The following is an 11,912-nucleotide window of genomic DNA, read 5'->3' as shown; positions in this document are numbered from 1 at the left end:
GTGGGCAGACTGTTGACCCGGAAGTCGATGGCCTTGGTCTTCGACAGCTTCATCTTGATGCGGCCGTCCTGGGGTACCCTCCGCTCGGAGATATCCATTTTCGACATGACCTTGAGGCGGGCCGAAAGGCGACTGGCAAGCTGAATGGGGGGGCGGGCTACTTCATGGAGAATACCGTCGGTACGCATACGTACGCGGTAGATTTTCTCGTAGGGCTCAAAGTGGATGTCTGACGCTCCAGTGCGTATAGCGTCCAATAGCACCTTGTTTACAAAACGTACAACCGGGGCTTCATCCCCACCAGGCTCGTTATCGTCATTCCTGTTGGAGTTCCTTGATTCCACTTCCAGGCTGTCGAGATCTTCGTCATCCAGCCCTTCTAGGCCACCACCGATATCGTCGCTATTGGCTAGGTAACTTTCGATAGCCTTGGCCAGTTTATCGGTTTCCACTAGTACCGCATCGGTGTTAAGGCCGGTATTGAAGTTGATCTCGTCGAGTCCAGCCAGGTTTGTGGGGTCTGCTACTGCAACAAATAGTCGGTTTCCGCGCTTATATAGAGGGAGGGCGAAATGCTTGCTGATCAGTTTTTCATCGACTATGTCTTTAGGTAGAAGGTCGAAGTTATAGCTGCTCAGGTCAAACAAGGGGCTGCCAAAAGCGTGGCTGGCGATATTGGCCAGATCACGGCTCTTGATCAATTTGCTTTCCACCGCATGCTGGGCGAAGCTCTGTCCCTCACGCTTTGCTGCATTTAGTGCAGAGTGGGCAGTTGTTTCATCGATGGAGCCGTCGACTACTAGCCGCTTGGGTAGCCCACTTAGGGAGGTGCTGCTCATATTGGGAGAGTTACCATTGTTTGTTTTTTGACCTGTTGTGGCGGTTCTTTTCCCGTCAACGCATGTTTCCAATATAGCGAATTAAGCTCTACCAGCCAATTACCTAGATAGCAATCAGATCACAGTGTTAAACCATGATTTTAAAGTGGCGTCTGAGTTGTATATTTCTAAATTCTATCCCTCACCAAAATCAGGCAAACGATAATCGGAGAACAGGTAGTCTGGTAAGATGGCCCGAAGAGAGTCGACGCGGCCAAAACTGACGAAAATGGTCACTTCGCTAGTATTTTGTTTAATAAATGTAATGTTCGTCTAATAAATAGCCTGATTGGGTGTGGCTGTCATGGCATTTCGCGGTAGTACGGCAATTTCCATGCTTGCGCGTTTCGCCAAAATCCTTGTATCGTAACTGCCGACTTCCTCACGGGATTTCGTCCAAAAAACAACAGTCTGTATGGAGACGGTTACAATGAAAAATCAACAGGGTTTTACTCTTATTGAATTGATGATCGTGGTTGCGATCATCGGCATTCTGGCTGCGGTAGCGCTGCCGGCTTACCAAGACTACACAGTTCGCACCAAGATCACCGAAGTCAACTTGCAGGTTGGTGCTTGTAAAAATGCGGTTACTGAATTTATTCAGTCAAACGGTACCTTCCCCGCTAACGCTAACGCTGCGGGCTGTAGCTCCACTGCTACCACCAAATATATGGCTGCTGGCCTGACTGTAACTGGTGTCGGCATCATTACATCGGGTAATATCCAAAATAGTGGTGCCGCTAGTATCGATGGATCAAACATTCTTTTGCAGCCGACCACTGACGTTGCGCGTACAGCGGCAATGGTCGCAGCTACGGATCCTATTCTGGGCTGGTCCTGCGGTACCAATGCTGCTGCCGCTGATTACAAATATTTCCCAGCGAGCTGCCGTCAGGCCGTTCTCGGCGGTCTGTAAGTAGTAGGTCAAAGTGGCGAGGTCCTGTGTCTGCCTTTGCGCGGGAACAGCCTCCCATTGGACTTTGTTGAAAAGCCCCGCGAATGCGGGGCTTTTCATTCAGGAGCATATTGCGCAGGATGGCATTAATTTTTCGTTGAGTTGTTCCGGTATGCTAGATCGTCTTCGCGCTTTCGCAGTTCATTTCTCGCTCTCCCTTCTCGTCGCACTGGCATCGTTGTTTCTGGTATTCCGTATCTGGTATCCGTCCCCTTTGTCGGTGGCAATGGGGGTCACGCATGTTTTCCTGGTGATGCTGTTGGTCGATGTCACGCTCGGGCCTGTTCTCACCTTCTGTGTTTTCAAGCAAGGTAAGAAAACCCTGAAATTCGACCTGGCCGTTATCGCCGTATTACAAGTTGGGGCTTTGGTTTACGGTCTTCACACTGTGGCGGAGGGGCGTCCGGCTTGGCTGGTTTTTACGACCGACCGTTTTGACGCTGTGCGCCCGATTGACCTTGATTCGCGCTTTTCGGAGAACGTCGCGCCTGAGTATGCATCCGCGCCAGTATTAGGGCCGCGTTGGGTAGCGGCTGTCCGCCCCGATGATGTCAAGGCGGATTCAGACATTGTCTTTGAATCGGTGTTTGGTGGCGCAGATCTCCAGCATCGCCCTTATCTTTACCATCCCATCAAAAGTGTTGCTAAGGACATAGGTTCCCGTGCTCAGCCACTTGAGCGGCTTAAAGAGTTTAACTCTGAGTCGCAGGTCGTGGAGGTTCTTAAGCAGTGGCCTGAAGCGGATGCGTGGCTGCCACTTATGGCCACTGTCAAACCGATGGTGGTGTTGGTTAAAAAGCAGTCGTTGGAAGTTGTGGCGATTGTAGACCTCTCCCCTTGGACTTAACGATAGAATTTGTTTGATGTTATTGCGCGGTGATCTGCTAGCCAGCCATATCTAGCGGGTGCCGCTTCCGGGGGCGTAGGTTCCGCTTCCCAGCTTTGGAAAAATTTGGGTTAGACAAACATCATGGTTTCTGGTGTTTTGCAAGTCGTGTTTATGCTGTAAATTTTATTTTCTTTAGGGTTGAACCCTTTCATATATACATTGCTGCTTGCGGATATTTATTCGTATTTAACTAATCTCATGCCTATTTGCGTGGAATTTTACCAAAGTTTTTATTTTTTCTTTGTATTTCTAGTGAAGCAATAAATACCTACTAAACTCGCCCTTAGTGATTGCAGGAGCTGGTGTTTTACTTCTGTCTTGGTAAGTGTCACTTATTAGGTTGAGGTTATTTTGTGGGTAATTTTCGTGGTTTTACGCTAATCGAATTGATGATTGTTGTGTCTATCGTTGGGATTTTGACTGCAGTTGCTATTCCCCTTTATTCAGACTACGCAGTACGTTCGAAGATGAGTGAAGTGATGGCGTTTGCTGCTAAGGCGAAGTCTGCTGTCGTTGAGTCTTTTCAGTCCGCAGGAGTTTTACCTGTGAATAATGGCGCCGCAGGCCTTGACGTAAGTGGTGCGCAGGGTGATTCCCGTTTTGTTGAGGCGGTGAATGTGGCTGATGGTGTAATTACGATAGATGTGCAGAATTCAGGCAACCCTGCACTTGACTTGAGTAATGTGATTTTAACGCCGTTCCAGATGGATGGGGTCACACCTGTGGTTGCTGGTTATTCGGGAATTATTGTTTGGCAATGTAGTGTTAGTGCTCCTAATCTCGCTAGGTTTTTTCCACCAAATTGTCGCTAGAATATACATTTTTTGGTTGTTTACTCTAATGTTCTTTCATTAATGAAAGTTTCTGATTTTTTGCAGTATCTCGTATTCGAGGCAGAGAATTTTTTGTGCAATAAGGTGAGTTACTGAATATTTCCCCTCCCGGGTATCATCAGAAACCTGTAACCGCCCCTCAATCAACAGAATATTTCCCCCCTTGATTTCCGCCCGGTAGCGCAGCTGCACCTGTTCCCACAACACCACATTCACTACCCCGGTCTCGTCTTCCAGGGTCAGAAACATCACCCCCGAGGCGCTGCCGGGGCGTTGGCGGCAGGTGGTTAGGCCGAGTATTTTTACTTGCTGGCCGTCGCGGCAACGGGGGAGGTCGCAGGCTCTGAGGAGGTTGCGGTATTTGTGCTGTTTGCGCAGCAGGGCGATGGGGTGTTCGCGCAGGCTGAGGCCGGTGCTGCTGTAGTCGCTGTAGGTGTTGTCTTCCAGTGTGTTCTCCGGCAGGAGGGTACAGCTTGGCAGGTTTTCCAGCTGGTGGCTGAGGGCTTGCCAGGTGTTCTGGTAGCGGTTTTCCGCCAGGGTGTGGAAGCTGTTGGCGCTGGCGAGGGCGGCGCGTTGCTCCGGGGAGAGGAGGGCTCGCTGGTGGAAGTCTTCCAGGCTGGTGAAGTTTCCCTGCTGGCGCTGGGTGGTGATGGTTTCTGCGCTCTGTTCGCTGAGGCCCTTGATCAGGCGCATGCCCAGGCGCAGGGCCGGGATTCGGGATGGCGGCAATTCCAGGCGGTGGTGCCAGTGGCTGTACTGTACGTTGATGGGCAGTACGGTTACGTTGTGGCGCTGGGCGTCGTAGACCAGTTGCGCGGGGGCGTAGAAGCCCATGGGCTGGCTGTTGAGCAGGCCGCAGTAGAAGGCCGCCGGGTGGTGGTGTTTGATCCAGGCGGAGAAGTAGGCGAGCAGGGCGAAGCTGGCGGAGTGGGATTCCGGGAAGCCGTAAGAGCCGAAGCCCTTCATCTGTTCGAACAGCTGCTCGGCGAGGCTGCGCTGGTAGCCGTTGGCGAGCATGCCGTTGATCAGTTTTTCCCGGAACTGGATCAGGTTGCCGTTCTTGCCCCAGCTGGCCATGGCGCGGCGCAGGGCGTCGGCCTCGCCGCCGCTGAAGCCGGCGGCCACCATGGAGAGCTTGATCACCTGTTCCTGAAAAATCGGCACGCCCAAGGTGCGCTCGAGAACGGGGCGCAGGTTTTCGTGGGGGTAGGTGACGGGTTCCTGCTGCTGCTTGCGCCGCAGGTAGGGGTGCACCATGCCGCCCTGGATCGGTCCGGGGCGGACGATGGCGATCTCGATCACCAGCTCGTAAAAGCGCCGCGGCTGCAGTCGCGGCAGCATGCTCATCTGCGCGCGGGATTCGATCTGGAATACGCCGACGGTGTCGGCGCGGCACATCATTTCATACACGTCACCGTCGTCCGGGGGGATGTCCTGCAGGCGCATGCGCCGGCCGTAGAGCGCGATATAGGTGAGGGACTTGCGCAGGGCGGTGAGCATGCCGAGGGCGAGGATATCCACCTTCATCAATTTCAGGTCTTCGATATCTTCCTTGTCCCACTGCACGATGGTGCGCTCGTCCATGGCGGCATTTTCGATGGGCACCAGCTGGCTCAGAGGCAGCTGGGTAATCACGAAGCCGCCCACATGCTGGGACAGGTGCCGCGGAAAGCCATAGATCTGTTCCAGTAGTGCCGGCAGCATTTTGCCCGCGGTGCTGTCGGGGTTGATACCGGCCTTCTGCATCTGCTGCGGAAAGTCTTCCAGTTTGTCCCACCAGGTGCGCTCCGCCTGCAGGCGCTCGATGGTGGCGGCGCCGAGGCCGAGGGCCTTGCCCACATCCCGCAGCGCGCTTTTGAAACGGTAGGTGATCTTGGTGGCGGCGAGCCCGGCGCGCTCGCGGCCGTACTTCCGGTAGATGTACTGGATGATTTCCTCGCGCCGCTCGTGCTCGAAGTCCACGTCGATATCCGGTGGTTCGTTGCGTTCGCGGGAGATAAAGCGCTCGAACAACAGGCCGATCTTGTGCGGGTCGATCTCGGTGATAAACAGGCAGTAGCACACCACGGAATTGGCCGCGGAGCCGCGTCCCTGGTACAGGATGTGCTGGCTGCGGGCGTACTGGACGATATCGTAGATGGTGAGGAAGTAGTGCTCGTATTGGAGCTCGGCAATCAGTGCCAGTTCGATGTCGATCTGTTTGCGGATGCGTTCTTCCGGGCCTTTGGGCCAGCGTATCGGGATGCCGGTTTCCACCAGTTCCCGCAGGTAGTCGCTGGCGTTTTTACCGGGGGCGAGGACTTCCGAGGGGTACTGGTATTGCAGCTCCTTCAGGCTGAAGGTACAGCGGTTGGCGATCTCGAGCGTGTTGGCGATGGTGCTCTCGGGATAGAGCGAGGCGATTTCCGGCAAGGGGCGCAAATAGCGCTCTGCATTCTGCTCCAGGCGGTAGCCCAGCTGATCCAGGGTGCAATTGTGGTAATTCGCGTTGAGCACATCCTGCAGGGGCTTGCGGCTGCGGTGGTGCATCAGTACCGCGTTGGTGGCCACCTGCGGCAGCTGCTGGGATTGGGCAAATGCGAGCAGCTGGGTTAATTGCAGGTTTTGTCCGGGTAGCAGCCGGTTGTTGAATGCAATATACAGGCGCTGGCTGAACTGCTGCTTCAGGGCCGGGGGGATCTCCAGTGGTGTGCTGGTTGGCAGCCACAGGCAGATCGCCTGTTTGCAGGTCGTAAGCACATCTTCCAGAAAGGTCTGGTACTGGCCTTTTTCCGCGCGCAGACGCGAGGTGGAAATCAGCTGACAGATTTCGCTGTAGGCGGTTTTGTCTGGTGCCAGCAAGACCAGTTGCTGGTTGCTTTCCTGCAGGCGGAAAAAACTGCCGCAGATGAGTTTCAGCTCGCTGCCTTCGGCCTTGAGTTTTTCCAGCTCGGCATAGGCCCGCACCACGCCCGCCATGGAGCACTCGTCGGTAATGGCGAGGGCGCGGTAACCGAGCGTATGGGCGGTAGCGATCAGTTCCTGTGGGTGCGAGGCGCCCTGCAGAAATGAAAAGTTACTCTGGCAGAAAAGTTCGGCGTACTGCATGGCCTGAATCGGATACCTACAACAACGATGGTTACCGGTTCAGGTTGTTGTGCAGGTCTCCTAAAAAGTGTTCTCCCGGCTATGGCGTAGCCGCACGATCACAAGAGACGCGACGGTTTCCCGGTAGCGCACAATGTAATTTCCTGAACCGAAAGGAATGACCAGGTCTCTGAATGGCATGGCCTCCTCTACGGGGCGGCCGGCCTCGGGGTTGTTCTGCAGGATCTTGATGGCTTCCTGAATCCGCCTTGCGGCTTTTTTGGCCGCTTCGGGGTTTTCCTGTTGGATAAAGCTTCTGAGCCGCATCAGGTCTGTTACCGCCTCCGGCAGCCAGATTATTTCCCGGTCCATGGTTTTTCCTGATCGGTTCCCCAGCTATCGAGCCATTCCATAACGTCTTCGTTGGAAGCACTTTTCCCGGTGCGCTGGAACTCTTCCCAGCGGGCCAGTGCAATAGCCTTTTCCCGCTCCTTGGCCTCTTCCTGGGCCAGGTACAGCTTGAGTGCCTCTTTGGCCAGATAGCTTTTTGAGCGATGAGTTTTTTCCGCCAAGGCGGATAGTCGACGCTCCAGATCTTTATCAAGTCTTACACCCAGCATGATGCTCTCTCCTGCCACCGGTCGTTGTTAAGCCTAGTTTAACGCAGATAGCAGTGTTAAATAGAGTTAAACAAATTAAACAGTGTTTAACGGTGGTTGGAAATTGGAGCATGCCATCAGCGATTGCAGTTTCGACCCTGTGGTCAAGTTCTCACCCGTAAACCCCATGCAGATACCAATCCTCAGACGTCAGGTCCTGAAACACCCAGTACAGGCTCCCCTGCACCCCGCGGGCGATGTAGTAGTCGCGGGCGTGGCGGCGGTGTTGCCACCAGTAGCCGTCGATGCGTTCGGGGCCCTGGAGCAGTTGCAGCTCGCCGTCGTAAAACAGTTTGTGGTCCCGCTGCTGGATTCTGTCTGGCCTGGGTAGCAGCCAGCTGGGGCGGGGGGCGTTGACCGGGTTTAGCTGGTGGCCGCGTTGCCGGCTCTGCAGGCTGAGACTGTCGGCGCTGGCCCAGGCCTGCTCCGGCAGGTAGCTCTCCTTGAGGGTGACGCCGGACAGGGCCTGGTGGCCGAGGCGGGCCTTGAGCTTGTCGATCAGCTGGTAGCTGTCGTGCAGCTTGCTGCCTTCATCAAAAAAATCTTCGCGCAGGCTCTGCGCTTCCAGTGCCCGCAGTTGCTGGCACTTGAGGGCCAGTGCCTGCACCGGTTCCTGCAGCTCTACCCGTTCCAGTTGCAGCTTGGTGAGTGCGATCAGCCGCTGCGGGTCCAGCAGCGGGCGGGAGATCTCCACTTTCACTTCCCGACTGCCACGGCTGCCGTAATCCAGCACCCAGCACAATTGCTGGCTGTAGAGCTGGCGGCGCTGCAGTTGCCTGCAGAGTTCGCGCACCAGGCGCCCGGCGGGGAACAGGAGCTGCTCGCTGTTATCCAGCGGGCTGGGGAAAAAGAGTTCGCTGTGGAATTCCGGTGGCGGCTCGTAGCTGGGCACCGGGTCCGGGCGGGTGCCGTTGAGGCGCGCCAAGTAATCGATAAACCCGCGCCCGAAGCGGTTGCCCACTTCCGACAGGGGAATGGCCAGTAGCTGGCTGACCCGTTTGATGCCGCAGGCATACAGTTTGGCGATGGCCTTGTTGCTGCAGTCCAGCAGTTTGCTGGGGGCGAAGCTGATCCACTGGCGCCACTGTTGCGGTGTCGGCGGCGCCTTGGTTTCCGCCAGCCACTGGCGGTGTTCCGGCAGCTGGCTGAGCAGGTGCGCGGCACTGGGACTGTGGCCGAGGCCCATAAAGTGGCTGATGCGCATTTTGTGCAGCTCTTTGCGCAGTTGCTGCAACAGGGGCGCGAGGCCGCCGCTGGCTTTCAGGCTGCCGCTTAGTTCCAGAAACAGACAGTCGGTTTCTTCCCCGCTGCGGGCATTTTTACTGCTGCTTTTCTGACTGGCGCTGCCGCGGGGGGAGACCACCGGGGTAAAGCTGTAGCCCCACTGGGCTAGCTGTTGCAGCAGCTGCGATTCCCGCTCGCTATCCCGCTCCAGCAATTCCAGCGCCGGGCAGTAGGCACAGGCGGTGGCGATGGTGAGGCCGGCGGTTACGTTGTGGGTGCTGGCGGCGGCGTTGGCTTCCAGGATCAGGCTGCTCTGGGTGACGGCCAGCGGCGTGTCATCGCCGGCCTTGCGGTGGGCGCGGGTCAGGGCCTCCAGGGGCAGTTTGGGAAACTGGATGCAGAGCCAGAGCATGGTGCGGCCTCTCTTTGTTTTCTGCTTAGTGCAGCGGCTGGTCGCGGCGGACCAGATCCGGGTTGCGCGCCAGGTGGATGCGCTGGCCGGATTTGCCGTTCAGCTGCTTGAGCAGCTGCAGTGCCAGTTGTTCGCCATCGCTTTTCAGCTGCAGGCGCAGCGCAGCGGGGGAGGGGGTGTTGGCGCAGGAACCGGGGCGAAAATGAAAGTGCAGGCAGTCGCCCTCGCGGGCGGCGACCTGCAGGCGGCGCAGGTCCTTGTCGGCGGGAGTTTCTTTGGTCTGCCAGCCCACCAGTGCGCCACAGGCGCCGGATTGCAGGGACTGCTCTGCGGCCCACAACTGATCCCGCTGGCCGCGGGGGTGCAGGATCAGCAGTTTTTCCAGCTGCACGCCCGCCTGTACCAGTGCCGGTGCGTAGGGAATGTGTGGCGGATTGATCAGGATCACCATGCGCCCCTGGCGGGTCATCTCCGCCAGGGTGGGCAGGATCAGGGACAGCTCGCCGATGCCGCCTTTGTCTACCAGCAGTTCGCTGGTGGCGCCGCGGGGCCAGCCGTGGTTGGCGAGCAGGGCATCCAGGCCGCGAAAGCCGGTGGCAATGCCGGTGCGGGGCTGCCGCTGGCGATTGGCCAGCTGCCAGATATCCGGCCGGGTCAGCAGCTGCTGTAGCGGCTGGGTTGCTGGCTGACTGTCGGCCTGGTTACTTAACTGCTTGTTTTGCATGAAGTTTTCGGCGCTGTTCACGATCGGCTTGCTCCGCACGGGCTTTTGAAACGGGGTTGACTGGATGTGCATACAGTATCTACTGGCAATTTATACAGTAGTCGTCCAGTGTCGGCAAGCCTGTACCAACTAGGTTGGCACTTTTTCGAACAGGTCAAACCGGCTATGATTCGGCCTCTTTTGTGTGACCAGACATTTGTATAAATCGAGGGGGCAGGGTGAGCATCAAATCCGATAAGTGGATTCGTCGTATGGCTGAGCACGAGGGCATGATCGAGCCCTTTGAACCGGGCCAGGTACGCCACGGTGAATCCGGTGACCGCCTGATCTCCTACGGCACCTCCAGCTACGGCTACGATGTGCGCTGTGCCAGCGAGTTCAAGATCTTCACCAATGTGCACTCCGCCACCGTGGACCCCAAGGCATTTGACGAAGACAGCTTTGTGGATGTGACCGGCGACTACTGCGTGATCCCGCCGAACTCCTTTGCCCTGGCGCGCACCGTGGAGTACTTCCGTATCCCGCGCTCGGTGCTGACCATCTGCCTGGGCAAGTCCACCTACGCCCGCTGCGGCATCATCGTCAATGTGACCCCGCTGGAGCCGGAGTGGGAAGGGCACGTGACCCTGGAATTCTCCAACACCACCAACCTGCCGGCGAAGATCTACGCTAATGAAGGTGTGGCGCAGATGCTGTTCTTCGAGTCCGACGAGATCTGCGATGTGTCCTACAAGGACCGCGGCGGCAAATACCAGGGCCAGCGCGGCGTGACCCTGCCGAAGACCTGATCTTCCAATCTGACAAAGTTTTGCCATGACAGACTTTCCCGCCCAGGCCGATGTACTGATCATCGGCGCCGGCGCCGCCGGCCTGATGTGTGCGGCGGTGGCGGGCAAGCGCGGGCGCAGCGTGCTGGTGCTGGACCACGCCAACAAGGTCGGCAAGAAAATCCTGATGTCCGGCGGCGGCCGCTGCAACTTCACCAATCTGTACACGGCGCCGGACAACTTCTACAGCGAAAACCCCCACTTCTGTAAATCCGCCCTGGCCCGCTACACCCAGTGGGACTTTATTGCGCTGGTGGAAAAGCACGGTATCCCCTATCACGAGAAGACCCTCGGCCAGCTGTTCTGCGACAACAAGTCCCGGGATATTGTCGACCTGCTGCTCACGGAGTGCCGCGAGGCCAGGGCCCAGATTCGCACCCGCTGCGAGATCCAGCGCATCGAGCCTCTGGAGACCCTAGAGGGAGAGGGTGGGAAAGGCTTTGAAGTGCACACCAGTCTCGGCAAGGTGGTGTGCGAATCCCTGGTGATCGCCACCGGCGGCCTGTCGATTCCCACCATGGGCGCGACCGGATTTGGCTACGATATTGCCAGGCAGTTCGGCCACAACCTAATTCCCACCCGCGCGGCGCTGGTGCCGTTTACCCTGAACAAACGCGCGCTGGCGCGGCAGCAGGAATTGCCGGGCACTTCCCTGGCGGTCAATGCCAGCTGTGAGCAGGGGCACTTCCACGAGCAGATGCTGTTTACCCACAAGGGTTTGTCCGGCCCGGCGGTGCTGCAGATTTCCAGCCACTGGCGTGAAGGCAAGGCGGTGGAATTCGACCTGGCTCCGGGGTTGGACCTGGCACAATGGCTCGGCGAGCAGCGCGGTAAAAAGCCGGAAAGTTTTCTGCACACGATCCTGGCGGAGCTCTGGAGCAAAAAACTGGTGCAGTTTTTCCTGCAGCTGAACGGGATTGAGAGCAAGCCGCTGAAGCAGTATGGCGAGAGTGAACTAAAAACCCTTGGCGAAAAGCTGCAGACCTGGAGCCTGATTCCGGAGGGCACCGAGGGTTACCGCACTGCGGAGGTGACACTGGGCGGAGTGGATACCAACGAGGTTTCTTCCCGCAGCATGGAGAGCCAGAAACAGCCGGGACTGTATTTTATCGGCGAGGTGCTGGATGTGACCGGCTGGCTGGGTGGGTTTAATTTTCAGTGGGCCTGGGCATCTGCGCACGCGGCCGGCGGTGAGGTCTGACGGAGAACATTATGGGTGACGTACTGCCATTCAAGAGAAAGACTGCCTGGGAAAAACACAAGGGCAGCAGCCTGTGCCGGGACGGTTTCCACAAATGGGTGGTGGTGACCGAGCGCAAGTTTGATGTGAAGCAGGGCAAGCTGGTGACCGAGTACCGCTGCCAGCGCTGTGGGAAAACCAAGACCAAATTAGTGTAAATAAAAAAGCCGGCATTAATGCCGGCTTTTTTGCTTAAGGTCCGCTG

General features: G+C 57.0%; 12 protein-coding genes. 6 read left to right on the top strand and 6 right to left on the bottom strand.

Annotation, left to right across the window (positions count from 1 at the left end):
- Positions 1–839, bottom strand: an 839-nt coding sequence (locus QZ511_RS08755; protein ID WP_295801730.1) for an ATPase, T2SS/T4P/T4SS family, incomplete at its 3' end; no start/stop codon positions are given.
- A 469-nt stretch (positions 840–1,308) separates the two neighbouring features.
- Here QZ511_RS08755 and QZ511_RS08750 point away from each other — a divergent pair.
- From QZ511_RS08750 to QZ511_RS08740, 3 genes are all read left to right on the top strand, one after another.
- Positions 1,309–1,794, top strand: coding sequence for a pilin (locus QZ511_RS08750; RefSeq protein ID WP_295801729.1), 486 nt, complete (start codon positions 1,309–1,311; stop codon positions 1,792–1,794).
- 67 nt (positions 1,795–1,861) lie between these two features.
- Positions 1,862–2,680: a TfpX/TfpZ family type IV pilin accessory protein gene (gene tfpZ, locus QZ511_RS08745; protein ID WP_295801728.1), complete on the top strand. Its 819-nt coding sequence runs from the start codon at positions 1,862–1,864 to the stop codon at positions 2,678–2,680.
- A 395-nt stretch (positions 2,681–3,075) separates the two neighbouring features.
- Complete coding sequence (locus QZ511_RS08740; protein ID WP_295801727.1) at positions 3,076–3,534, top strand: pilin; 459 nt, start codon at positions 3,076–3,078, stop codon at positions 3,532–3,534.
- Positions 3,535–3,573: 39 nt separating this feature from the next.
- On the opposite strand, the gene QZ511_RS08735 is transcribed toward QZ511_RS08740, so the two are convergent.
- The 5 genes from QZ511_RS08735 to imuA form a co-directional block, all read right to left on the bottom strand.
- Positions 3,574–6,642 (bottom strand): error-prone DNA polymerase, encoded by a 3,069-nt coding sequence (locus QZ511_RS08735; protein WP_295801725.1) that lies wholly within the window; start codon positions 6,640–6,642, stop codon positions 3,574–3,576.
- Positions 6,643–6,702: 60 nt separating this feature from the next.
- Positions 6,703–6,993 carry a type II toxin-antitoxin system RelE/ParE family toxin gene (locus tag QZ511_RS08730; protein WP_295801720.1) on the bottom strand — a complete coding sequence of 97 codons (291 nt, stop codon included), beginning with the start codon at positions 6,991–6,993 and terminating at the stop codon, positions 6,703–6,705.
- A complete protein-coding gene (locus tag QZ511_RS08725; RefSeq protein ID WP_295801717.1) occupies positions 6,978–7,241 on the bottom strand; it encodes a ribbon-helix-helix protein, CopG family in 264 nt (87 codons plus the stop codon). The genes QZ511_RS08730 and QZ511_RS08725 overlap by 16 nt, the downstream gene beginning before the upstream one ends.
- 151 nt (positions 7,242–7,392) lie before the next feature.
- Complete coding sequence (locus QZ511_RS08720; RefSeq protein WP_295801716.1) at positions 7,393–8,916, bottom strand: DNA polymerase Y family protein; 1,524 nt, start codon at positions 8,914–8,916, stop codon at positions 7,393–7,395.
- A gap of 25 nt (positions 8,917–8,941) precedes the next feature.
- A complete protein-coding gene (gene imuA, locus QZ511_RS08715; protein ID WP_295801714.1) occupies positions 8,942–9,661 on the bottom strand; it encodes a translesion DNA synthesis-associated protein ImuA in 720 nt (239 codons plus the stop codon).
- Positions 9,662–9,858: 197 nt separating this feature from the next.
- Between imuA and dcd the strand changes: the two genes are divergently transcribed.
- The 3 genes from dcd to QZ511_RS08700 are packed head-to-tail and all read left to right on the top strand — an operon-like array spanning position 9,859 to position 11,865.
- A complete protein-coding gene (gene dcd, locus QZ511_RS08710; protein WP_295801712.1) occupies positions 9,859–10,428 on the top strand; it encodes a dCTP deaminase in 570 nt (189 codons plus the stop codon).
- A gap of 25 nt (positions 10,429–10,453) precedes the next feature.
- The gene (locus QZ511_RS08705) at positions 10,454–11,668 is read left to right on the top strand and encodes an NAD(P)/FAD-dependent oxidoreductase (protein ID WP_295801711.1); all 1,215 of its coding nucleotides are present in this window, start codon (positions 10,454–10,456) and stop codon (positions 11,666–11,668) included.
- A gap of 11 nt (positions 11,669–11,679) precedes the next feature.
- Positions 11,680–11,865 (top strand): hypothetical protein, encoded by a 186-nt coding sequence (locus QZ511_RS08700; protein ID WP_295801709.1) that lies wholly within the window; start codon positions 11,680–11,682, stop codon positions 11,863–11,865.
- The last annotated feature ends 47 nt before the right edge of the window (positions 11,866–11,912 follow it).

The sequence above is a fragment of the uncultured Microbulbifer sp. genome (genome assembly GCF_913055755.1).
GTDB lineage: Bacteria > Pseudomonadota > Gammaproteobacteria > Pseudomonadales > Cellvibrionaceae > Microbulbifer.
This window is presented reverse-complemented; position numbering and strand designations above follow the sequence as displayed.

What these genes read in the sequence shown, in the direction of transcription:
- QZ511_RS08750 (WP_295801729.1), top strand. Translation starts at nt 1,309, where the DNA reads ATGAAAAATCAACAGGGTTTTACTCTTATTGAATTGATGATCGTGGTT.
- QZ511_RS08735 (WP_295801725.1), bottom strand. Translation starts at nt 6,642, where the DNA reads ATGCAGTACGCCGAACTTTTCTGCCAGAGTAACTTTTCATTTCTGCAG.
- QZ511_RS08730 (WP_295801720.1), bottom strand. Translation starts at nt 6,993, where the DNA reads ATGGACCGGGAAATAATCTGGCTGCCGGAGGCGGTAACAGACCTGATG.
- QZ511_RS08725 (WP_295801717.1), bottom strand. Translation starts at nt 7,241, where the DNA reads ATGCTGGGTGTAAGACTTGATAAAGATCTGGAGCGTCGACTATCCGCC.
- QZ511_RS08720 (WP_295801716.1), bottom strand. Translation starts at nt 8,916, where the DNA reads ATGCTCTGGCTCTGCATCCAGTTTCCCAAACTGCCCCTGGAGGCCCTG.
- QZ511_RS08705 (WP_295801711.1), top strand. Translation starts at nt 10,454, where the DNA reads ATGACAGACTTTCCCGCCCAGGCCGATGTACTGATCATCGGCGCCGGC.
- QZ511_RS08700 (WP_295801709.1), top strand. Translation starts at nt 11,680, where the DNA reads ATGGGTGACGTACTGCCATTCAAGAGAAAGACTGCCTGGGAAAAACAC.